The organism is Rugosimonospora acidiphila, assembly GCF_039543385.1.
In the GTDB taxonomy this organism is placed as follows: domain Bacteria; phylum Actinomycetota; class Actinomycetes; order Mycobacteriales; family Micromonosporaceae; genus Rugosimonospora; species Rugosimonospora acidiphila.
The window spans coordinates 35,020-55,531 of record NZ_BAABJQ010000026.1; the positions used below are offsets into that span (position 1 = coordinate 35,020).

At 73.1% G+C, this 20,512-nt stretch carries 18 protein-coding genes and 2 pseudogenes; 10 read left to right on the top strand and 10 right to left on the bottom strand.

Annotation, left to right across the window (positions count from 1 at the left end; translation table 11 throughout):
• Positions 1-585 precede the first annotated feature (585 nt).
• Together ABEA87_RS32410 and ABEA87_RS32415 are read right to left on the bottom strand one after the other, a co-directional pair.
• Positions 586-1,830, bottom strand: coding sequence for an alpha/beta hydrolase (locus tag ABEA87_RS32410; protein WP_345636123.1), 1,245 nt, complete (start codon positions 1,828-1,830; stop codon positions 586-588).
• Between the two features lie 15 nt (positions 1,831-1,845).
• Entirely contained in the window at positions 1,846-3,243 is a 1,398-nt protein-coding gene (locus ABEA87_RS32415; protein ID WP_345636124.1) for an aspartate aminotransferase family protein, read from the bottom strand.
• A gap of 196 nt (positions 3,244-3,439) precedes the next feature.
• Here ABEA87_RS32415 and bioB point away from each other — a divergent pair, with 196 nt between their 5' ends.
• From bioB to ABEA87_RS32435, 4 genes and pseudogenes are all read left to right on the top strand, one after another.
• Complete coding sequence (gene bioB, locus ABEA87_RS32420; protein ID WP_345636125.1) at positions 3,440-4,552, top strand: biotin synthase BioB; 1,113 nt, start codon at positions 3,440-3,442, stop codon at positions 4,550-4,552.
• Positions 4,553-4,618: 66 nt separating this feature from the next.
• Positions 4,619-4,957 carry a YciI family protein gene (locus ABEA87_RS32425; RefSeq protein ID WP_345636127.1) on the top strand — a complete coding sequence of 113 codons (339 nt, stop codon included), beginning with the start codon at positions 4,619-4,621 and terminating at the stop codon, positions 4,955-4,957.
• Between the two features lie 32 nt (positions 4,958-4,989).
• A pseudogene (locus ABEA87_RS32430) lies at positions 4,990-6,240 on the top strand (RNA polymerase sigma factor); the annotation flags it as partial.
• A 165-nt stretch (positions 6,241-6,405) separates the two neighbouring features.
• A pseudogene (locus ABEA87_RS32435) lies at positions 6,406-7,119 on the top strand (alpha/beta fold hydrolase); the annotation flags it as partial.
• A 142-nt stretch (positions 7,120-7,261) separates the two neighbouring features.
• Here ABEA87_RS32435 and ABEA87_RS32440 read toward each other — a convergent pair.
• Positions 7,262-8,215: a LysR family transcriptional regulator gene (locus ABEA87_RS32440; RefSeq protein ID WP_345636130.1), complete on the bottom strand. Its 954-nt coding sequence runs from the start codon at positions 8,213-8,215 to the stop codon at positions 7,262-7,264.
• Between the two features lie 106 nt (positions 8,216-8,321).
• On the opposite strand from ABEA87_RS32440, the gene ABEA87_RS32445 reads away from it, so the two are divergent.
• Together ABEA87_RS32445 and ABEA87_RS32450 are read left to right on the top strand one after the other, a co-directional pair.
• Positions 8,322-8,687, top strand: coding sequence for a YybH family protein (locus ABEA87_RS32445; RefSeq protein WP_345636131.1), 366 nt, complete (start codon positions 8,322-8,324; stop codon positions 8,685-8,687).
• Between the two features lie 80 nt (positions 8,688-8,767).
• Positions 8,768-10,390, top strand: a complete 1,623-nt coding sequence (locus ABEA87_RS32450; RefSeq protein WP_345636133.1) for an MFS transporter — start codon at positions 8,768-8,770, stop codon at positions 10,388-10,390.
• Positions 10,391-10,452: 62 nt separating this feature from the next.
• Here the strand turns inward: ABEA87_RS32450 and ABEA87_RS32455 are convergent, their stop codons facing one another.
• On the bottom strand, positions 10,453-11,442 hold the full coding sequence (locus tag ABEA87_RS32455; protein ID WP_345636135.1) for an acetylxylan esterase: 990 nt from the start codon (positions 11,440-11,442) through the stop codon (positions 10,453-10,455).
• 178 nt (positions 11,443-11,620) lie between these two features.
• Entirely contained in the window at positions 11,621-12,235 is a 615-nt protein-coding gene (locus ABEA87_RS32460) for a TMEM175 family protein (protein ID WP_345636137.1), read from the bottom strand.
• Between the two features lie 199 nt (positions 12,236-12,434).
• Here ABEA87_RS32460 and ABEA87_RS32465 point away from each other — a divergent pair, with 199 nt between their 5' ends.
• Complete coding sequence (locus ABEA87_RS32465; protein WP_345636139.1) at positions 12,435-12,800, top strand: sigma-70 family RNA polymerase sigma factor family protein; 366 nt, start codon at positions 12,435-12,437, stop codon at positions 12,798-12,800.
• Positions 12,801-12,888: 88 nt separating this feature from the next.
• Here the strand turns inward: ABEA87_RS32465 and ABEA87_RS32470 are convergent, their stop codons facing one another.
• Entirely contained in the window at positions 12,889-13,623 is a 735-nt protein-coding gene (locus ABEA87_RS32470) for an SDR family oxidoreductase (protein ID WP_345636141.1), read from the bottom strand.
• 170 nt (positions 13,624-13,793) lie between these two features.
• On the opposite strand from ABEA87_RS32470, the gene ABEA87_RS32475 reads away from it, so the two are divergent.
• The 3 genes from ABEA87_RS32475 (at position 13,794) to ABEA87_RS32485 (ending at position 15,884) form a co-directional block, all read left to right on the top strand.
• Entirely contained in the window at positions 13,794-14,030 is a 237-nt protein-coding gene (locus tag ABEA87_RS32475; protein WP_345636143.1) for a hypothetical protein, read from the top strand.
• A 281-nt stretch (positions 14,031-14,311) separates the two neighbouring features.
• On the top strand, positions 14,312-14,869 hold the full coding sequence (locus tag ABEA87_RS32480) for a hypothetical protein (RefSeq protein WP_345636145.1): 558 nt from the start codon (positions 14,312-14,314) through the stop codon (positions 14,867-14,869).
• A gap of 217 nt (positions 14,870-15,086) precedes the next feature.
• Positions 15,087-15,884 (top strand): COG1361 family protein, encoded by a 798-nt coding sequence (locus ABEA87_RS32485; RefSeq protein WP_345636147.1) that lies wholly within the window; start codon positions 15,087-15,089, stop codon positions 15,882-15,884.
• A gap of 15 nt (positions 15,885-15,899) precedes the next feature.
• Here the strand turns inward: ABEA87_RS32485 and ABEA87_RS32490 are convergent, their stop codons facing one another.
• The 4 genes from ABEA87_RS32490 to ABEA87_RS32505 all read right to left on the bottom strand — a co-directional run bounded on the left by ABEA87_RS32490 (position 15,900) and on the right by ABEA87_RS32505 (position 20,471).
• Positions 15,900-17,708, bottom strand: a complete 1,809-nt coding sequence (locus ABEA87_RS32490; protein WP_345636149.1) for a putative Ig domain-containing protein — start codon at positions 17,706-17,708, stop codon at positions 15,900-15,902.
• Between the two features lie 261 nt (positions 17,709-17,969).
• Complete coding sequence (locus ABEA87_RS32495; RefSeq protein ID WP_345636151.1) at positions 17,970-19,169, bottom strand: low temperature requirement protein A; 1,200 nt, start codon at positions 19,167-19,169, stop codon at positions 17,970-17,972.
• Between the two features lie 94 nt (positions 19,170-19,263).
• Positions 19,264-19,710: a hypothetical protein gene (locus tag ABEA87_RS32500; RefSeq protein WP_345636152.1), complete on the bottom strand. Its 447-nt coding sequence runs from the start codon at positions 19,708-19,710 to the stop codon at positions 19,264-19,266.
• Complete coding sequence (locus tag ABEA87_RS32505) at positions 19,707-20,471, bottom strand: SDR family oxidoreductase (protein ID WP_345636153.1); 765 nt, start codon at positions 20,469-20,471, stop codon at positions 19,707-19,709. Before ABEA87_RS32505 ends, ABEA87_RS32500 begins: the two co-directional genes overlap by 4 nt.
• Positions 20,472-20,512 lie beyond the last annotated feature (41 nt).

Below are 20,512 nucleotides of genomic sequence, written 5' to 3' on the forward strand. Positions count from 1 at the left end.
CGAAACGCCGAACACGTCGCCGTCGACACCAACACCCCACCCGCCACTACCGCACACCCTCACCCGCCGCAGCCGACGCTAAACGACCGTCGCCGCGCAACGACCCCGACATCACCAACAGACAACCACCCAGTCAACAAAACTAAGACCAAGAAACAGAACCATCGAACCGTATCAAACAGCCCCGCTTAGCCAATCGGTCCGCAGCCGCATACCCTCGGCGCGGCCCACACCTGGCACGTCGATGAGCTTCCGGCGCGCCGGTACGACGCGATCATCGACGCGTCCAACGGCCCGTCGGTGCCGCAACTGGCCCTGCGTCACGTCGAGCCGACCGGCCGGCTGGTGCTGATCGGCGTCGCGGACAGCCCGAGTCTGGCGGACCTGCGGGACGCCGTGCTGGCCGATGTGACGGTGGTCGGCATCCTCGCGGCCTCCGCCGGGCTCGACGCCGCGATCGCGGAGTTCGCCGCTGGCAGCATCCGGACCGCGCCGCTGATCGGCGCAACGATCGGGCTGCACCAGGTGGCCGAGGTGCTCGGCGGCGCGCGCCCGCCGGGGCCGGCTCCGGGCCCAAGGTGCTGGTCAACCCGCGGTGATGAGCGTAGGCGAGCCGTCCGGGCCGGGGCGCCGGCGATACCCGGGCAGGTCGGACGGTGCGTCCCCGCCGGCGCCCAGGATGGCGGTGCGGGACGCGCCGCAGGACCGGGCCAGGGCCGACACCGCGCGGGCGGCCAGCGGCCAGGCGGCCCCGCGCGCCCGGACCGCCTCGGCATCCCCGGCCGGCGGCGGCGCGTCCGCGTCCGCCGGCACCACGATCAGCCAAGGCGCGCCGCGGCCCGAGGTCGCGGGGGCCGGGTCGAGGCGCGCGCGCAGGGCCAGCACCTCGCGGGTACCGGCCCGCACCGCCAGCAGATGGGCGGCGCCGTCCGGAATGACGTCGACGGTCAGGCCCGCCCCGTCCAGGCCCGCCCCGTCTGGGTCCGTCCCGTCTGGGTCCGCCCCGTTCAGGTGCGTGGCGGCCGGAGTTCCGGGGGCGCACACCCGCCCGATGAACTCCTCGAAGGCCGCCGCCACCACGTGCCTGCGCAGGTCGACCGTCATCACGTGGTCGCAGCCGGTCAGCAGCCGGATGCGCCGGTCGGCCGCGCCGAGGCCGGTGTAGAGGGCGAACGCGTTGGCGATCGGCGCCACCGTGTCGTCCAGGCTGTGCAGCAGCAGCACCGGGCAGCGCGCCTGGGGCACGACCCGGGTGGTGTGCGCGATGAGCCGGTTGACCTCATAGATCGACGCGAGATAGGTGCGGAACAGGCCGAGGTCCCGCGTCTGCCCCCGCTTCGCGCGCGCGATCGCCCGGTCCACGGCCGCCCGCAGCCGCTCGTCGCGCAGCCCGTACGGCGAGCGCTCCCGCCAGTACAGGTGCCGGCGCAGGAACGGAAACCTCAGCGCGAGCGGAAGTAGGAACTGCAACGGGTCCAGCCCCTCGCGCAGGTGGCCGTAGGTGGGCGAGCAGCAGACGATGCCGGCCGGCGCCGGCCGCTCGACGGCCAGCGCCACGCACAGCAGCGCGGACATCGACAGCCCGCCGACGAACACCCGGGCGTGCTCGCGTTGCAGGTCGCGCAGGGCCTGCCGGGCCCCGGCGAGCCAGTCCTCCCAGGTGGTGGCGATCAGTTCGCGGTGCCCGGCGCCGTGGCCGGGCAGCAGCGGCACCTCGACGCGGTATCCCCGGCGGCGTAGCGATTTCGCCACCGGGCGCATCTCCGGCGGCGCGCCGGTGAGCCCGTGCAACAGCAGCACCGCCACCTGGCCCGGGTCATCACCCTCCACAGTGGACCCTTTCGGCTAACGGTCGGACTGCTTGCACTCGATCAGCACGAGATCCAGCAGGTCGCGGGCGAGTTCCAGATCCTCGTCCGCGATGTCCAGCGAAGGGGCCAGGGTGATGACGTTTTTGTAGTACCCGCCGATGTCCAGCACCAGGCCCAGCTCCCGGCCGCCGATCCTCAGGTCGCCGGCCAGCCCGCGCTGGAACATCGCGTCGGCCAGCTCCTGGTTGGGCGTGTACCCGTCGGCCTGGCAGATCTCCAGCCGCAGCGCGAGCCCCAGCCCGTCGACGTCGCCGATCTCGGGATGCGCGCGGGCCAAGTCGCGCAGCAGCTCCAGCAGGTAGCTCCCCTTGCGCTCTACCGCCAGCGCGTAGTCCCGCTCCTCGAAGATCTTCATGACCTCAAGGCCGGCCGCGGTGCCCAACGGGTTGGCGGCGAAGGTGGAGTGGGTGGTACCGGGCGGGAACGCGTCCGGACCGATCAGCTCCTCGCGCGCCCAGATCCCCGACAGCGGGTTGAGCCCGTTGGTCAGCGCCTTGCCGAACGCCACGACGTCCGGCTGGGCGTCGAAGTGCTCCAGCGCCCACAGCCGCCCGGTGCGGTAGAAGCCCATCTGCACCTCGTCGTCCACCAGCAGCATGCCGTGCTCCCGGCACAGCCGCGCCAGGCGCTCGAAGTATCCGGGTGGCGGAACGACGTACCCGCCGGTGCCCTGCACCGGCTCCACCACGAACGCGGCGAACTCGCTGCGGCCGGTGCGCGAGGACCACGCGCCGGTGTACGGGTGCTCGAACTTGCGCTCGATCTGGGCCACGCAGTACAGCTCGCAGGTCTCCCGGCGCTTCCCGTAGGGGCAGCGGAAGCAGTACGGGAACGGGACGAACTCGGCCCGGTCGCCGAACTCGCCGAACGGCTCACGGTACCGGTACGCCGACGTGATCGCCGACGCGCCCAAGGTGCGGCCGTGGTAACCGCCCTCGAACGCGTATACCCGCTGGCGGCCGGTGCGCAGCCGGACCAGCTTGAGCGCGTCCTCCACGGCCTGCGACCCGCCGACGTCGAAGTGCACCCGGCCCGCCGCGCCGAACGCCCGCCGGGTCCCGTCGACCAGCCGCGCGGCCAGCTCGACCCGCTCGTAGTGCAGGTACTGCGGGGCGAGCTGGGGCAGCGTGCCGAGCTGGCGCGCCACGGCGGCGTTCACCCGCTCGTTGCCATACCCGAGGTTGACCGCCGAATACCACATCTGCAGGTCGAGGTAGGGGGTGTCCCGGTTGTCGTAGAGGTAGCTGCCGTGGCTGCGTGCGAAGAACCGTGGTTGCCGCGCGTAGTGCACGGTGTCACCGTGCGAGCAGACCTCCGCCTCCAGCGCCAACCAGTCCGCGTCGGAGCCCGGCGCCGAGTGCGGCGGCAACATGGCTTCCTTCCCCGTGCGCCAGGCCCGGGCGGTGTCGCCCGGCGCGCCGCGCTCCACCGTAGCCGAACTCCGCCGTCCCGAAAGACGTTGTCGGATGGCACCAAATGAGTTTGTGGGACCCTCCCAAAGTCTCGGCCGCGATATTGGCGCCCGCGGCGGTCGTGCGCGGCCCGCGCGCCGCGGCAGCATGTCCCACATGGATCTTTTCGACACGCTGGTCGAGCGACTGCTGGCCGGGGGACGGGCCACCAGGGACGAGGCTCGGGCGGTGCTCGCCTGCGCGGACGGCGACCTGCTCGACGTGGTGGCGGCGGCCGGTCGGGTGCGCCGGCACTTCTTCGGCGACCGGGTCAAGCTCAACTACCTGGTCAACCTGAAAAGCGGACGCTGCCCAGAGGACTGCGGATACTGCTCGCAGCGGCTGGGCGCCACCTCCGGCGCCCTGTCCTACACCTGGCTCGGTCCGCGACAGGCGGCCGACGCGGCCAGCGCTGGCGTGGCCGCCGGTGCCAAGCGGGTCTGCCTGGTGGCCAGCGGCCGTGGCCCCACCGATCGCGACATCGACCGGGTGGCCCGCACGGTTGACGCGATCCGGGAGCGGCATGAGTCGGTCGAGGTGTGCGCCTGCCTCGGCCTGCTGGGCGACGGGCAGGCCGAACGGCTGCGCGAGGCCGGCGTGAACTCGTACAACCACAACCTCAACACCGCCGGTGAGCGTTACGCCGACATCTGCACCACCCACACGTACGCCGACCGGGCCTCCACCGTGCGGCGGGCCCGGGCCGGCGGCCTGTCGGCCTGCTCCGGCCTGATCGCCGGGATGGGGGAGAGCGACGACGACCTGGTCGACGTCGCGTTCGCACTGGCCGACCTGGCGCCGGACTCGGTACCGGTGAACTTCCTCATCCCGTTCGACGGCACGCCGATGGCCGGCCGCTGGGAGCTCACCCCGCAGCGGTGCCTGCGCATCCTGGCCATGGTGCGTTTCGTCTTTCCGGACGTGGAGGTGCGGGTGGCCGGCGGACGGGAAATCCACCTGCGCTCGCTGCAGCCGCTGGCGCTGCACGTCGCCAACGCCATCTTCCTCGGCGACTACCTGACCAGCGAGGGCCAGGCCGGCCGCGCCGACCTCGACATGATCGCCGATGCCGGTTTCGTCGTGGAGGCGGCCGGGGAGCCGACCCTGCCCGCCGCGCGCCGGGCCGCCGGTGTACCGGTGGGCGCCGGGGGGTCGCCCGCACCGGCCCGCGCCGACCTGGTGCGGCTGCGCCGCCGGGGTGCCGGTACGGAACTGCCGCCGAACGCCTGACGCGGGCGCCGCGACGCTCCCCCTGAAAGCGCCCGCGAGGGGCGATGATGGGCTCCGGGAGGTTCGATGAGATTCGTGCTGATGCTGTGCAGCGACTCGACCGTGGCGGCCGATCTGGTCGAGGAGGGGATGGCGGCCGGGTGCGGCGGCTGGATCGAGGAACTGGCGCGCGGCGGCGTGCTCAAGGGCGTGGAGGGGCTGCGCCCGCCGGACGAGGCCACCACCATCCGGGTACGCGGTGACGAGGTGCTGCGCTGCGACGGGCCGTTCGCCGAGACGAAGGACCAGATCGGCGGGTTCAGCGTGATCGAGTGCGCGGATCGCGAGGAGGCCCTCGCGCTGGCCGCCAGGCATCCCTGGGCGAAGGTCGGGCAGATCGAGGTGAGGCCGGCCTGGGAGGCGTGAGCCCCGCCGCGCCCGCAAGCGCGACCGACCCGGTGTCCGGGGCGGTGGCCCACGCGTTCCGTCGCGACTGGGGACAGCTCGTGGCGACCCTCATCGGGCTGACCGGCGACTGGGACCTCGCCGAGGAGTGCGCGCAGGACGCCTTCGCCTCGGCCCTGGAGCGCTGGCCGCGCGACGGCGTACCGGACCGGCCCGGTGCCTGGCTGACCACGACGGCCCGGCGGCGTGCCATCGACCGGCTGCGCCGGGAGACCGTCGGCGCCGCCAAGCTGCGGGAGCTGGCGCGGCTGCGGGCCGCCGACGGGGACGGTGCGGCCGGCGACCCGGGTGAACCCGGCGGGACCTCCGCCGGTGCGGTGCCGGACGACCGGTTGCGGCTCATGTTCACCTGCTGCCATCCGGCGCTGGCGCTGGAGTCCAGGGTCGCGCTCACCCTGCGCACCCTGGCGGGCCTGAGCACCGCCGAGATCGCGCGGGCGTTCCTGGTGCCCGAGCAGACCATGTCGAAGCGGTTGGTACGCGCCAAGCGGAAGATCCGCGACGCCGGCATCCCGTACCGGGTGCCCCCCGCCCACCTGCTCGCCGAGCGCACCGGCGCCCTGCTGGCGGTGCTGTACCTGCTGTTCAACGAGGGCTACGCGGCCACCCGGGGCGACGACCTCATCCGGCAGGGCCTGTGCGACGAGGCCATCCGCCTGGGGCGCCTGCTGGCCCGGCTCATGCCCGCCGAACCCGAGGTGGAGGGGCTGGTCGCGCTGATGCTGCTGCACGACGCCCGCCGTGCCGCCCGCCTCGACGGCGCGGGCGAACTGGTCCTGCTGGAGGAGCAGGACCGCACCCGGTGGGACGGTGACGAGATCGCCGAGGGGATCCACCTGCTGGAGACGGCCCTACGGCGCGGCCACGCCGGCCCCTATCAGGTACAGGCCGCCATCGCCGCCTGTCACACCGGCGCGGCGCGGGCGGCCGACACCGACTGGCCGCAGATAGCGGTGCTCTACGGGCAGCTGGTCCGGCTGGCGCCCTCGCCGGTGGTGGAGCTGAACCGCGCCGTGGCGGTCGCCATGGCCCGGGGGCCGGCGGCCGGGCTCGCGCTGGTCGAGGAGCTCGACGCCAGGGGCGAGCTGTCCGGGTACCACCTGCTGCCCGCCACCCGCGCGGACCTGCTGCGCCGGATGGGCCGCCGGGCCGAGGCGGCCGACGCGTACCGGTCCGCGCTCGACCTGGCCACCGGCGGCGTCGAGCGACGCTACCTCGCCCGCCGCCTGGCCGAGACCGCCAGCGACATTTTCCGGGCACCGGGTGTCCGTGCCGGGCCACCCCGTTCGTCGGTGGGGCGGACCCAGCTGTTCACGACAACGAGAGGCGCAGCTTCCATGAACACCGTTACCTCGGCCGACGGCACCACCATCGCCTACGACCGCGCGGGCGAGGGGCCCGCGATCATCTTCGTCGTCGGCGCCTTCAACGAGCGCTCCACCTGCGCCGCGCTGGCCGACGCGCTGCGCTCGCGCTTCACCGTGATCACGTACGACCGCCGGGGCCGGGGCGACAGCGGGGACACCTCGCCGTACGCGGTCGACCGGGAGGTCGACGACGTGGAGGCCCTGATCGCCGCGGCCGGCGGGGCGGCGTCGGTGTTCGGGTACTCCTCGGGCGCGATCCTGTCCATGATGGCGGCGGCCCGGGGCCTGGCGATCACCAATCTCGCGCTGTACGAGCCGCCGTTCATCGTCACCGACGGCGCGCCGCGGCCCTCGGCGGACACCGCGGACCGGATCGCGCGGCTGGTCGAATCGGGCCGGCGCGGCGACGCGGTGGAGCTCTTCCAGACCGAGCTGGTGGGCCTGCCGGCGGCCGTCGTGGCGCAATTCAGGCGCTCGCCGATGTGGCCCGCGCTGGAGCGCATCGCGCACACCCTGGTCTACGACGCCACCATCTGCGGCGACGGCTCGCTGCCGACCGGGCTGGCCGCCTCGGTCAAGGTACCCACGCTGGTGATCAGCGGCGACCGCACCGCGCCCGTGCTGCTGGAGGGTGCCCGGGCGGCCGCGGACGCCATGCCGCACGCCCGCCACCACCTTCTGGCGGGGCAGGGCCACGACATCGACGCGGCCGCGACCGCGCCGGTGCTGGCCGGCTTCCTGTCCGGGGTGCGGTAGCCGGCGCCGCTGCCGAAGTCGGAACGCCGGGGGCGTGCGGTCAGGCTGGCCCGGCCGTCACGACGATCCGGCCGTCACGACGATCCGGCCGTCACGACGATCCGGCCGTCACGACGATCCGGCCGTCATGATGGTGCGGGGACTACGCCGAGCCGGCGGTCGCGCGGCTCGCGCGTCGCCTGCGTGCGCCGGCGCCGTCCGCGAGCGCCGAGGGCGCCGGCAGGCCGAACGCCTCCCGGCTGTGGCGCACCAGCTCCCGCAGCGCGGGTCCCGGCGCCGCCGACCAGATCAGCGCCAGCCCGGCGGGCAGCGCGGCGTCCTCGATGAGCAGGGCCCGCAGGTGCTCCCGCCGGGCGGCGGCGATGGACTCGCTGAGAATGGCGACGCCGAGCCCCCGGGCCGCGAGGTCAGCGATCGCGCCGGGCGCGCTGGCCTCCAGCGCGATGTCCGGCCGGGCACCGCTGGCCGCGCACGCGCGGTCGAACACGGTACGGATCCCCGTCCCCGCGGGCAGGCAGACGACCGGGTACGGCGCGAGGTCGGCCAGGGACACCCGGCGCCGGCCGGCGAGCGGGTGGTCGCGCGGCACGGCGGCGACGATCCGCTCGCTGACCACCGGAAGCGCCTCCATCCCGGCCGGGGGCGGGCCGGCCATCCCGACGAGGGCCAGGTCCGTGGAGCCGGTGCGGACGCCGTCGACCAGCCGGTCCGAGTTGTCCTCGAACAGCGTGATCTCGATGCCGGGGCGGGCCGCGTGGAGCGCGGCGAGGGCGTCGAACAGCGACGTGACCGTGCAGCCGGTGACCATGCCCACCGTCAGCCGGCCACGGATCAGCCCGTGCACGTCGTCCACGGCCCGGCGCATCGCGGCCACGGACGCGAGCGCGGCGCGGGCGTGGACGACCGCGGCGGCGCCGGCGGTGGTGAGGGTGGCCGCGCGGCCGGACCGGTCGATCAGGGCCCCGCCGAGCTCCCGTTCGAGCTGCCGGATCTGGGCGCTGACCCCGGACTGGCTGATGCGCACGCGCTCGGCCGCGCGGGTGAAGTTCGCCTCCTCGGCCACCGCGATGAGGTACTCCAGCTGCCTCAATTCCATATCCACAGATTCTAGCCATGAGCAGAACTAGTTGTTGGACTTCTAGGTCCGGGGCGGCCAGGCTGGTGAGTGACGACATCGCGCCACGAAGAAGGGAAGTCCAACCATGTCCGAATCCGAGAAGGCGCACCGGCCCGAGGACCTGACCCGTCTTTTCGTCGAGCGGGCCAACGCCGGCGACGCGGCCGGGATCGCCGCGCTGTACGAGCCGGACGCCGTGATGGCCTACCCGGCGGGCAGTCAGACCGTCGGCCGCGACGCCATCCGCGCGCTGTGGGAGAAGGTGCTCGCCAGCGGCCCGCACTTCGAGCCGGAGAACCCGCTGCCCACGCTCATCAGCGGCGACATCGCGCTCACCGCCACCGCGCCCAGGGACGGGGCGGGGGCCCGGGCCCAGGTGATCCGCCGGCAGCCGGACGGCAGCTGGCTGCGCCTGCTCGATCAGCCCGAGTTCGCGCCGCCGGCCCCATGACCGGCGCCGACCGGCCCGGCTCGGTAGCGGCGAGGGTGCCCATGACGAGGGTGCCCAGGGCGAGGGTGCCCAGGACGAGGATGCGCAAGTGGCTCCCGCTGGTGGCGGTCTGCCTGGGCACCTTCATGCTGCTGATCGACGTCACGATCGTGAACGTCGCCCTACCCGACATGGTCGTCGACCTGCACGCCTCCTTCGGATCGCTGCAGTGGGTCGTCGACGCGTACGCGCTGGCGCTGGCCGCGCTGGTGCTCGGTACCGGATCGATCGCCGATCTCGCCGGCCACCGCCGCGCGTACCTCGCCGGGTTGGTGGTCTTCGCCGCGTCATCTGTCGCGTGCGGGCTCGCCCCCGACCCGGCCGCCCTGATCGCGGCCCGTGCCGTGCAGGGCGCCGGCGCGGCAGCCATGTTCGCCACCACGTTCGCCCTGCTCAACAGCTCCTACACGGGACGCGACCGAGGCACCGCGTACGGCCTGTGGGGGGCCGTCTCCGGTGCCTCGTCGGCGGTCGGTCCGGTGCTCGGCGGCCTGCTGACCGAGGGCGCGTCGTGGCGCTGGATCTTCTTCGTCAACCTGCCGGTGAGCGTGGCCGCCATCGCGCTGGTCCGGCTGGTGTTCTCCGACGCCCGCGGGCCGGCCGGCCGTGGGGTGGACAGCCGTGAGGTGGACAGCCGTGAGGTTGACGGTCGTGAGGTGGGCGGTCGTGGGGTGGACGTGCCCGGTATGGCGTCGTTCACCGCCGCGGCCGGCTGCGCGACGTACGCGCTGATCCGCGCCAACGAGCACGGCTGGTCGAACTCGCTGGTCTGGTGGCTGCTCGGGTCGGCGGCGGTGCTGCTGGCGGTGTTCGTCGCCGCGCAGGCGCACGCCAGGCACCCGATGCTGGACCTGGCGCTGCTGCACGACCGGTCGTTCGTCGGCGTGCTCGTCGCCGGGCTCCTGATGACGTTCGCGGCGTTCGCCGCGTTCACCTACACCTCGATCTGGCTGCAGTCGGTGCTCGGCCTGAGCCCGATCAAGGCCGGGCTGACCAGCCTCCCGATGTCGGTGATGGCGTTCTCGGTGTCCGCGATGCTCGGCCGGCCGCTGCACCGGCTGCGGCCCGGCCTGGTGATCGGCGCGGGCCTGCTGGTCATCGGGGCCGGGGACGCGCTCGTGGCCGGGCTGGTGCGCGGCGCCGCGGGCTGGCCGGCGTTGATGCCCGGCCTCGCCGTGATCGGGGTCGGGGTAGGGGTGGTGATGCCGGTGCTCGGCTCGGCCACGATGGCGTTCGTGCCGCCGCGGCGGGGCGGCATGGCCGCTGGCGCGGGCAACACCACCCGCCAACTCGGCTTCGCGTTCGGTATCGCGGCGCTGGGCAGCGTGTTCACCGCCGGGGCACGCGGCGAGCTGTCCGGTCGGGGCGTGGCGGGCGTGTCCGGGGTGGCCCGCGCGGTGGCCGGTGGCCGGGCGCCGTCGCTGCTGGACGCGGCACCGGCGGGTACCGGGCGGGTGCTCGGCGCCGCCGTACGCGCCGCGGCGGTGGCCGGGGTGCGGGGCACGTACGCGGTGGCGGCGGCGGTCGGCCTCGTGGCGGGCGTACTGGTGCTGGTGCTGATGCGCCCCGGCCGGGCCGCGACCGGTTCCGCCGCGACCCATGCGCGCGGCGCCGCTGCCCGGCCGGGCAGCGGCGAACAGCGCGAGGGCGTGCCGGTCCGGTGAACTGAGACCGGTTCACGGCCTCGTTGCCGGGCCCCGGCCGGAGTGCCCGACGAGGGCGGCGGTCAGGCGGTCGGAGCGGTAGTGTTCAGGAGCGTACGCAGAAATTGGAGCTGCTCCCGGCGCTGGAAGCCCGCGCCCCCCTCGTGCCCGTTGTACGGCCACACCGCGATGTCCTTCTCGGCCCCGGCGTAGTGGTTGTAGGCGGCGAAGACCGTGGACGGCGGGCAGACGCTGTCCATCAGCGCGACCGAGAAGCGCGTCGGAGCGTTGGCGCGGGCGGCGAAGTTGACTCCGTCGAAGTAGCGCAGCGTCGCGAACACCCGGTCGAGGTCGTCCCGGTGCGTCTTGAGGTAGGACACGATCTCGCCGTACGGGAACGCGTCGGTGATCTCGGTGGCCCGCCGGTAGTGGCACAGGAAGGGAACGTCGGGCATCGCGGCGGCGAGCCCGTCGACCAGCCCGGCGACCGCGAGGGTGATGCCACCGCCCTGGCTGCCGCCCGCGACGACCACCCGGTCCGGATCGACGCGGGGATGCGCGCGGGCGGCGTCGACCGCCCGGACCGCGTCGGTGAAGACGCGGCGGTAGTAGTAGTGCCGCGGGTCGCCGATCCCGCGGGTCATGAAGCCGGGGGTCTGCGGCGGGCCGACCGGGTCCGGGTCGGGCGTGTCACCCGCGAGCCAGCCGTTGCTGCCCTGGCCCCGGGTGTCCATGACGAGGTGGGCGTAGCCGGCCGCGCTCCAGACGAGCCAATCGTGCGGCAGGCCGCGCCCGCCGCCGTACCCGATGTACTCGACCACGCAGGGCAGCCGACCGGTCGTGTGTCGGGGCAGCAGGAACCAGCCGCGCACCGGCTGGCCCGCGAATCCGGGAAAGGTCACGTCATAGACGTCCACCGTGGACAGTCCGGCGTCGTACGGGGTGAACTCGGCCGGCCACTGCGCCTCGCGCGCCTCGTTCAGCGTGGCGGACCAGAACTCGTCGAAGTCCGCGGGCTCATCGCGGGCGGGCAGGTAATCGCGCAGGCGGTCCAGCGACCAGTCGACGAACAACGGTCCTCATCTCGTACCGGGCGGCGGGCGGGGTACGCCCCGGACGTGGGACGTCCTGGGCGGGCCATACCGTACGCCACGACGTCGCGGCGGGGCAAGGGTGCGCGCCCGGGCGGCCGGCTCGACCGTGCGGAGCGCGTGCCCGGGGAGACCAGGTCCCGACGAGCGGGCGGCGTGGTCAGTCGAGACTCCCGTAGCGGCGGGCGACCCGGTCGATGCGGCGGTCCGGGACTATCCACACGACCGCCGCGCCGACGAAGAACGCCAGCGCGATCCAGATTCCGACCCGGCCGCTCCGGTCGATCAGCAGGGCGCTGAGGATCCCGGCGAGATAGATCGCCGGCGAGGTCTTGCCCTTGTAGTCGGAGCCGACGGCCTTCCGCAGCGGCGATTCGGGCCCCTCCCGCCGGATGATCACGTTCTGCAGCGTGAAGTACGCGGCGGCGGCGACGAGCAGGTTGAGACCGTAGACGACGACCGGCGTCCGCGCGAACTTCGTGTCGTCCATCCAGCCCGTGGTGAACGGCAGCAGCGACAGGCTGAACAGCAGCGACAGGTTAGCCCACAGCACCCCACCGCTGACCTGCCGTACGAGATGGAACATGTGGTGGTGGTTGTTCCAGTAGATGCCCACGTAGACGAAGCTGAGTAGGTAGGTCAGCAGCCCGATCCCGGTCGTGTGAACGAGATCGGACATGCCGTGGCCGTCCGGGACCTTCAGCTCCAGCACCATGATCGTGATGATGATGGCCAGCACTCCGTCACTGAAGGCCTCCAGTCGACTGGTGCTCACCGCGCCACCGCCGTTCTCTTTCGAGTCTCTTCGGGATCTCGCTGTCCGACGCCGTCATTCTTCCGGGTTCGCGCCCCCGGTACCGGCCTGGGGTGCCCGTCCGCCCGGGGCGTGACCGGGCCGGCCCGGGCCGCTGACGTCACAGCCCCGCGCGCTACCCGGTCGTAGCTGGCGACTGTGGGAGGTCTGGGTGGCGGCGATGCCCGCTCGCGTTGACGATGTCGTGCGCAGGTTCGCCGAGGCCTGCCGGCGAGCGGACACCGCCGCGCTGCGGGCCGTCCTCGACGGTGACGCGATCGCCGTGTGTGACGGCGGCGGGGTCGTGCCCGCCGCGGTGCGCCCCGTTCGCGGCGCGGACGACGTTGCCCGACTGGTCGCGGATCTTCTCGGTGGGCGACCGGGTACCGAACTGGCCATCGAGTCCGTCAACGGCGGCGCCGGGCTGGCGCTGCGCGACGCCGGCCGGGCGGTGGCGGTGGTCGCCGTCCAGGTGGCCGGCACCAGGGTCGCCGTCCTGTGGATCACGCTCAACCCGGCCAAGCTGCGCCGCTGGCACCGCCGCTGACGCGTCGCGGCTCGCCGGTACCCGACAGCCGGCACCCGTGTGGGCCCGCACGACGCACGCCGTGCGGGACCACGCGGACTCAGCGGACTCAGCGCGCCAGCCAGTCCCGGTAACGGGTCTCGGCGATGACGGCACCGTCCTTGGCGATCAGCGCGTCGCCGGAGGCGGCGGCGAACATGCCGGCGGTGTTGTCGGTGACAACGGTGCGCTTGTCGCCGCGCGCGGCCAGCGTGATCCTGCCCAGTTCGTCGAGCTTGAAGACCTCGGGGCCGGCGACGTTGCGGGTGCCCCCCAGCGGGGCGCCCGCGGTCACGTCGGCCACGGCCCGCGCGACGTCGGCCGCGGCCATCGGCTGGACGAGGGTGTCGGGCAGGCGCACGGTCCTGTCATCGGCGGTCCAGGACAGCGCCGAGTCGATGAACTCGAAGAACTGGGTGGCGCGGACGACGGAGTAGGGCACCGGTCCGGCCTTGAGAATGTCCTCCTGCAGCACCTTGGCGCGGTAGTAGACCAGGTCCGGCACCTCGTCGGCGCCCACGATCGAGAGAATCACCGCGTGGCCGACGCCGGCGTCCCTGGCGGCTGCGACCAGGTTGTCCATGGTGGTCTGGAAGAACGCGGGTGAGGCGTCGTCGAAGGTCGGCGAGTTCGACAGGTTGACCACGACGTCGGCTCCCGTCAGCGCCTCGGGCAGGCCCTTCCCGGAGAGCAGGTCCAGACCGGTGGTCGGGGAGTGCGGCACCGCCTCGTGCCCGCTTCCGTTGAGGATCTTGACGACCTGCGACCCGATGAGCCCGGTTCCACCGATGACAGCAATCTTCATGCTTCTTACCTCTCTGCGTGCTTCGGACTGGAGATCCGCTCACCCGTATGACCGGCCAGCCACCGGCGCTGTGACACCTCACGGCCGGAAAGAAATCCCGGCGCCGGCTGTCACAGGACGCGGTGCTGGCCGGTCTTCGCTGTGTCTGGACTGTCACCCATGGAGGAATGATGAGCGGCGCGAGCGGCGATGACCCCGTTCTGCACGAACTGGAGCGCAATATCAGGGCGGAGCTGACCCTGGTCGAGATCACCGTGCCGGCGGGGGACGGCGTCGCCCTGTACTCCGAGGAGCGGCTGGTCGCGGAGGTGGAGGCCGAGCGCTACGAGATAGGTCTGCGTGGCCTGCTCGGCGCGGTCGAGGCGCTGGAGGACGACGGCGACAACGCCACCGGGGCCACCGCCTGACCCTCTGATGGGGCCAGCGGTCGCGCGGGCACCCGGGCGCCGGTGCTCGACCGGCTCGACGTCGGCCGCGACGACGCCCGCGCGCCGCTGGTGCAACGCCGTCCGCCCCGGGGCCGTACCGGAGGCGGTCCACGGCGAGTCGTGCGTGTCGCGTTGCCGCTAAACCGGACCACTGGCATTATTAGCGTTGAAATCGCCCTAGACTCCCCATTGACCGCGAGTGCCTTCCTCTCGCGCGATGACTTGAGCAAGTGGCGTTTCACGAACGTGAGGTAAGCACAGTGCGCATCGCAAAGACCTTCATCTTCGGCGCGGCGGCCGCGGCCGTGGCGGTGGGCTTCACCGCCGCTCCCGCGGCCGCGGCTCCAACCGCCTCAACGGTGGTCACCTTCGACATCGGTGCCGGCACCCTGGACATCGTCGCTCCCGCGTCGGCGGACCTGGGCACCGGCTCGCCGGGCGGCACCATCGACGCCGCGCTCGGTCCGGTCACGGTCACCGACGGGCGGGCCTCGGCCGACGCCTCCTGGATCGCCAGCGTGACCTCGACGAACTTCGTCACGGGTACCGGCACGCCCAGCGAGGTGATCCTGGCGTCCGAAGTGGACTACTGGTCGGGCCCGGCGACGGCGACCACCGGAAACGGTACCTTCACCCCCGGTCAGCCCACGGCCGCGGACGCGGCACCGCTGGACAACGCCGTCGCGCTGACCGCCTTCACCCACGTCGGCGGCACCGGTAACAACAGCGCCACCTGGGACCCGACGCTGGTGGTCAACGTGCCGTTGGACAGCGAGGCGGGCACCTACACCGGGACGGTGACGCATTCGGTCGCCTGATTACCGGGGCGGGCGGGCCCTCGCGGCCGCGCTTACCCTGCTGTCCCTCGCTGGCCTGGGCGTTCCCGCCCGGGCCAGCGCCGCGCCGTCGAACTCCGATGGTGGCAGCATCGGCATCCAACTGCTGGACGCGCCGCTCAGCCGCCGCGATGACCCCCGCGCGCTGCGCTACATCGTCGACCACCTGCCGCCCGGTGCCGTCATCCAGCGCCACGTCATGGTCGTGAACAACACGGCCGAGCGGCGCCACCTCGACCTCTACCCGGCCTCGGCGACCATCGCGCAGGGCCAGTTCGTGTTCGGCGCCGGCCGCGCCGCCAATGAACTGACCTCCTGGATCACGCTCGACCGCGGCGCGGTGGACCTGGACCCGAACGGTGAGGTCGAGGTCACCGTCGACCTGCGGGTGCCGGCCAACGCGCCGACGGGGGAGCAGTACGCGGTCGTCTGGGCCTCGACGACCTCGGACACCAACCCGGCCAACGCCGTCACCCAGATCAACCGGGTCGGCGTGCGCGTGTACCTCGACGTCGGTCCCGGCGGCGAGCCGCGCTCCGACTTCTCCATCGGCAAGATCACCCCTGCCCGCGGACCACAGGGCCAGCCGTCGCTGTTCGTCAACGTCGCCAACACCGGCGGCCGGGCGCTGGACATGAGTGGATCGGTCACCCTCTCCGACGGGCCGGCCGGGGTGCGCGCCGGGCCGTTCGAGGTGGTCAAGGGCACCACTCTCGCCCCCAAACAGTCCGGCAACGTCACGGTGCGGTTCCCCACCGACCTGCCCGACGGGCCGTGGAAGGCCGTGATCAGCCTGGAGAGCGGTCTGGTCAAGCACTCCGCGACCGAGCGGATCACCTTCCCGTCGCCCGGCCACCACGGCTCCGCCCACGCGCTGCTGTCCGGGCTGACCGGTCCCTGGGGACTGTTGGGAATCGCTCTGGTCGGCGGGCTGCTCATCGTGGGCGTCCTCGCGGTCCTGGTGCGCCGGCGCGGTCGGATCGGCCCGAGCCAGTAGCGCCCAGCCGGGGCCCTACGCGACCGAGGTCGTCAGGATGGCCGTGTACTCGCCCGCGATCACCATCGACGGGAGGGTCACCTCGAGCGTCGGGTTCCAGGACGCGGAGTTCGTGCTGCCCTGGCCGGACCACCCGGCCGCGAACTGCTCATCGCTCAGCACGGCGGCGGGCTGCGGGATGAAGGTGCCGACCCCGGTGGTCTGCAGCGCCGGGCCGGACGAGTAGACCACGTCGATGCCCGGGATGGTCTCCGCCGGGGAGCCGCCGCCGGTGGTGAAGTCGGTGATGGACACGGTAGCGGTCCAGAACCCGGACGCCGGACCGCGGTCGTCGGACACCATCATCACGCCGAGCTGCCCGGTCGTCGATCCGCTCGCCGAGTCGACCGGGTCGAACACGGCCGCCCCCGGCACGACGATGCTGAGTCCCGCCAGCGGGTTGATGAGCAGGCTGATCATCTGGCTCGCGCCGCGGTTGAACGCATCGGTGACGGTGACCGTGACCGGGAAGGTGCCCGCGTCGGTGGGTGTCCCGGACAGCAGCCCGGTGACCGGGTTGAGGCTCAGCCCGGCCGGCAGCGTCCCGGAAGTGACCGACCAGGCGAACGGCGCCGTCCCCCCGGTGACTGTGAGCTGATCGGAGAAGAAATCGTAGGCCTTGCCCACCGGCGGCGGCGGGATCGACAGGCTGGGGCCTGCGACGATGACCAGCACGACCGGTTCGAGGGCGCTGACCGTGCTGGCGTCGACGACCCTGACCGTGAACGAGAACGTCCCCGCCACGCTCGGCGTGCCCGACAGCAGACCGGTGGTCGGGTTGAGGCTCAGCCCGGCCGGCAGCGCCCCGGCGCTGATCGACCAGGCGAACGGCGCCGTGCCCCCGGTGACGGCCAGCTGGTCGCTGTACGCGGCGCCGACCTCTCCCGGGCTCGGTGCCGGAAACGACAGGCTGGGCAGGGGGTTCGGGGTCACCGGGCCCGAGGAGGCGGAGGCCGGGCCGGTGCCGGCGGCGTTGATCGCGGCTACCTGGAACGTGTACGCGGTGCCGGCGGTCAGCCCGGTGACCGTCTGAGTGGTCGGGCTGCTGAGAAACAGCCTCGCCGTCTGAGCGACCCCGCCGATGAAGGGCCTGATCTGGTAGCTGGTGATCGCCGAGCCGCCATCGGACGGCGCTGTCCAACTGATCACCGCGGCGCCGCTTCCGGGGCCGACCGAGGTGATGGTCGGCGCGCCCGGCAGCGTGTACGGGATGACCGTGTTGGACGGCGGGCTGTTCGGCCCCGTACCGAGCAGGTTGGTGGCGGCCACGAGGAAGGTGTACGGCGTCATCGGGGTCAGTCCGGTCAGGGTGCGGGTGGTGGTCGAGGTGTCGAAGGTCTGCGCCGTCTGGGCCACGCCGTTGCGCACCGGAGTGATGACGTACGACAGCAGGGGCAGGCCGTTGGTGCCCGGCGCGACCCAGGTGACGGTGGCACCGTTCGCCCGCGCGACCGCGGTCGGCGCGGCAGGGGTGAGCGGCGGCCCCAGCAGCGGCACGACGACCCGGCCGCGCCCCGGGGTTGGTTGGGCGGTTGGCCGGGTGGTCGGCTGGGCGGTTGGCTGGGTGGTCGGCCCGGGGGTTGGCCGGGCGGTGGGCCCGGGGGTTGGCCGGGCGGTTGGCGGCGGGGTCGCGACGGTGGTGTTCGACGGTGGCGCCGGGGCGATGGTGGCGGTGACCGCGGCGCCGGCGACCGCCCGATCGGTCATGCCCAGCAGCGTCACGGCGGTCAACCCGAGCACTACCACGATGGCGCGCGGCGCACGCGGACGGCGCGAGGCTGACATCCCGCTCCCTTCCGTACCCCCGGCGCCGCCCGGGTGAGGGGTCCTCACCACCCGGGCCGCGAGTCCCGCCGCGAGAATATCCCCCCAATCAGGGGATTTGGGGCCGATCACTGGAAATCGCTGCCCGGCGCGGGGGATCTCGTGATAGGTGCGCCCGGCGCGGGCCGACGGCCCCGAGGCCAGAGCGGTGGGCCGTCCGTCATGATCGCGACAGCCCGACGGTCGTCGGTTCCGGCGCCGTCGGAGTGCCCTGCCCTCCGGCTACGGCCGGTCTCCCCGGGGCGCGGTCGGATCGGTCGGGTGCCGGTACGCGTGCCTCGCGTCGAAGCCGACGACGGCGGCGAGGACCACGGCGACGGCGACGGCCGCGAACAGCGACGGCACGAACAGCAGCGGTGCCGCCAGCCCGAGCAGCGCGAGTAGGGCGATCGGTCGGTCCAGCGAGATCCGGTCGAAGACCGTCTGTTCGAGGCGGGCCCGTCCCAGGACGAACAGTGCGGGCCCGCCGAGGAGCACGGCGACCCACGCCGGATGGCTGTGGCCGAACGGTTGGCTGATGATGAGCTCGTCGCCGACCGCGGTGACGAGGATGCCGGCCACCATCGCCACGTGGGCGAGTGTCATGGGACGGGTCAGCCGCACGGGATCGGAGGCGGCGGCGATCGCTTCGTGCAGTCGTTCCCCGGCTCGGTAGACGTAGATCCTCCAGAACAGGGTGGTGGTGAGGATCGAGACCGCGAAGGCGCCGGTCCGTGCCGCGGTGGGGTCGGCACGGGTGAAGCTGAGCCCCGTGATGAGGATCAGCTCGCCGAGGGCGATGATGAGAATCTGGCGGTGGCGCTCCGCCAGATGCTCGGCGGCGACCGGCCAGTCGGGTGCGGTCACCCGCCCGAGCCGCGGGATGGGGTACCGGAGCGCGAACGCGGCGTAGTCGACGGCCGCGGCGAGGGACCACAGCGCCTCGCGTGGGGCGCCGCCGGTGACCCCGCCGGTGAGCCAGAGGGCGGCGGTGCCGGAGGACCAGGCGAGCAGCCGCCAGCCGGTGCCCCTCTCCGGTTGCGGCAGGGCGGCGGTGACGAAGAGCGTCACCCCGAGGTGAAGCGCGGCCAGGACGCTCGCGAACACCATCCCGCGCTCGCCGAAGGCGGCGCTCAGCACGGCCGCCAGCGCGAGACTGGCGACCATGATGCCCAGCACGACCACCTGAACCACGGGACGGCGAGGATCCAACCGGTTCGTCAGCCAGACCGTGACGGTCCAGACCCACCACACCGCCAGGAACAGCACCAGGGTCTGGTAGGCCCCAGCCCAGGTCAGGTTCGAGATCAGCTCCCGGGACAGCTGGGTGAGCGCGAAGACGAACGCCAGGTCGAAGAACAGCTCCAGCAGCGACACCGGCGCTCGTTCCACGGGTACCCGCAGCAGCCCACCCGGGTCCTCGTCCCCCATCACCTGTCCCACTGGGCCGAGCGTGCCGGCGGGTCGTGTCGTGTCTCGACCCGGGCGGCGCGGCGGATTCGGCGCCGTGCCGCCCGGGTCGGCGGCTACCAGTCGATTATCCGCCGGCGGCGCCGGTTGAGGGCCGTTCCGGTCCGCGCCGCTGGCGCCGCCTGGCGTCCCGAATCAGGGTCAGCGCGATGACGAGCAGCCCGAGCAGCGCGACGACGGCATTGCCGCCGGTCAGCAGCACGGCCTCACCCGGGCCGGCGTGGTCGAGGTGGGTCAGGTGGAACAGGAAGTGCGGGATGGCGAAGGCGGAGAACGCCGCGGCCGCCGGAATGGTGAGCCCGGCCCGGGGCACGGCGAGGGCGATGCCGAGGACGACGGCGATGCCGAGGGTGGCTCCGCCGAAGTCCCGCGCGTAGTGCTCGCTGAACGGCGGGGTGAGGGAGACGGTCGGGAAGTTGGTGTAGAAGTTCTCGGGGAAGACCTGGTTCCAGAACCCGACGACGAGTTCGTCGAGGAAGACGATGGCCAGTGCGATCCGGATCAGCGCGGTCATCGAGCCCACCTGGTGGTGCGCCGGGCCGCCGGGCTGGCCAGCCACTGGTCGAAGGTCTGCGTACCCCTGGGGCCGTGGCCGGTGGGTAGCAGGCCACCCGCGGCCACGGTCCGACCCAGGGCTCCCGGCACGCGGACGGGCAGCACGACGCGGTGGCGGCGACGGGCGCGTAGCAGGCGGCGGGCCAGGTCCGGCATCCTCAGCTGGTGCGGCCCGGCGATGTCCGGCACCAACCCGGCCGGATCCGCCATGGCGAGGTCGACCAGGCACCGGGCGACCTCATGCGCCGCGATCGGCTGGGTGAGCAGTGCGGGCACCACCGCGATCGGCCCGGGGTAGGCGACCAGCTGCGCGGCGAACTCGTAGAACTGGGTCGAGCGGAGCACCGTCGCGGGCACCGCGCCGTCCAGCACCAGCGCCTCCTGGCGCCGCTTTCCCGCGTAGTAGCCGAGATTCACCCGATCGATGCCGACCACCGACAGGGCGACGTGGTGCCGCACCCCGGCGCGCCGGCCGGCCGCGAGCAGGTTGCCCGTCGCCGTGCCGAAGAACGTCTCCGATCTCTTCCGGCTGCTCGTCGACGTGTTGCTCACGTCGATGATGACCGCCGCACCGGTCAGCGCCTCGTCCAACCCGAGGCCGCGAATCAGGTCCACGCCGGTGGAACGGGCGAGGATGACGGGTTCGTGGCCGGCGGTCCGTACGGCATCGACGACGAACCTTCCGATCCAGCCGGTCCCGCCGGCTACCGCGATACGCACCGAACCACCTCCCGATCCGCGTTCGTGGTCACGCCACCGTG

Excerpts from the sequence above, each read along its gene's own strand:
- ABEA87_RS32415 (WP_345636124.1), bottom strand. The coding sequence starts at position 3,243 with ATGTTGCCGCCGCACTCGGCGCCGGGCTCCGACGCGGACTGGTTGGCG.
- bioB (WP_345636125.1), top strand. The coding sequence starts at position 3,440 with ATGGATCTTTTCGACACGCTGGTCGAGCGACTGCTGGCCGGGGGACGG.
- ABEA87_RS32425 (WP_345636127.1), top strand. The coding sequence starts at position 4,619 with ATGAGATTCGTGCTGATGCTGTGCAGCGACTCGACCGTGGCGGCCGAT.
- ABEA87_RS32440 (WP_345636130.1), bottom strand. The coding sequence starts at position 8,215 with ATGGAATTGAGGCAGCTGGAGTACCTCATCGCGGTGGCCGAGGAGGCG.
- ABEA87_RS32445 (WP_345636131.1), top strand. The coding sequence starts at position 8,322 with ATGTCCGAATCCGAGAAGGCGCACCGGCCCGAGGACCTGACCCGTCTT.
- ABEA87_RS32450 (WP_345636133.1), top strand. The coding sequence starts at position 8,768 with ATGCGCAAGTGGCTCCCGCTGGTGGCGGTCTGCCTGGGCACCTTCATG.
- ABEA87_RS32465 (WP_345636139.1), top strand. The coding sequence starts at position 12,435 with ATGCCCGCTCGCGTTGACGATGTCGTGCGCAGGTTCGCCGAGGCCTGC.
- ABEA87_RS32470 (WP_345636141.1), bottom strand. The coding sequence starts at position 13,623 with ATGAAGATTGCTGTCATCGGTGGAACCGGGCTCATCGGGTCGCAGGTC.
- ABEA87_RS32475 (WP_345636143.1), top strand. The coding sequence starts at position 13,794 with ATGAGCGGCGCGAGCGGCGATGACCCCGTTCTGCACGAACTGGAGCGC.
- ABEA87_RS32485 (WP_345636147.1), top strand. The coding sequence starts at position 15,087 with ATGGTCGTGAACAACACGGCCGAGCGGCGCCACCTCGACCTCTACCCG.
- ABEA87_RS32490 (WP_345636149.1), bottom strand. The coding sequence starts at position 17,708 with ATGTCAGCCTCGCGCCGTCCGCGTGCGCCGCGCGCCATCGTGGTAGTG.
- ABEA87_RS32500 (WP_345636152.1), bottom strand. The coding sequence starts at position 19,710 with ATGACCGCGCTGATCCGGATCGCACTGGCCATCGTCTTCCTCGACGAA.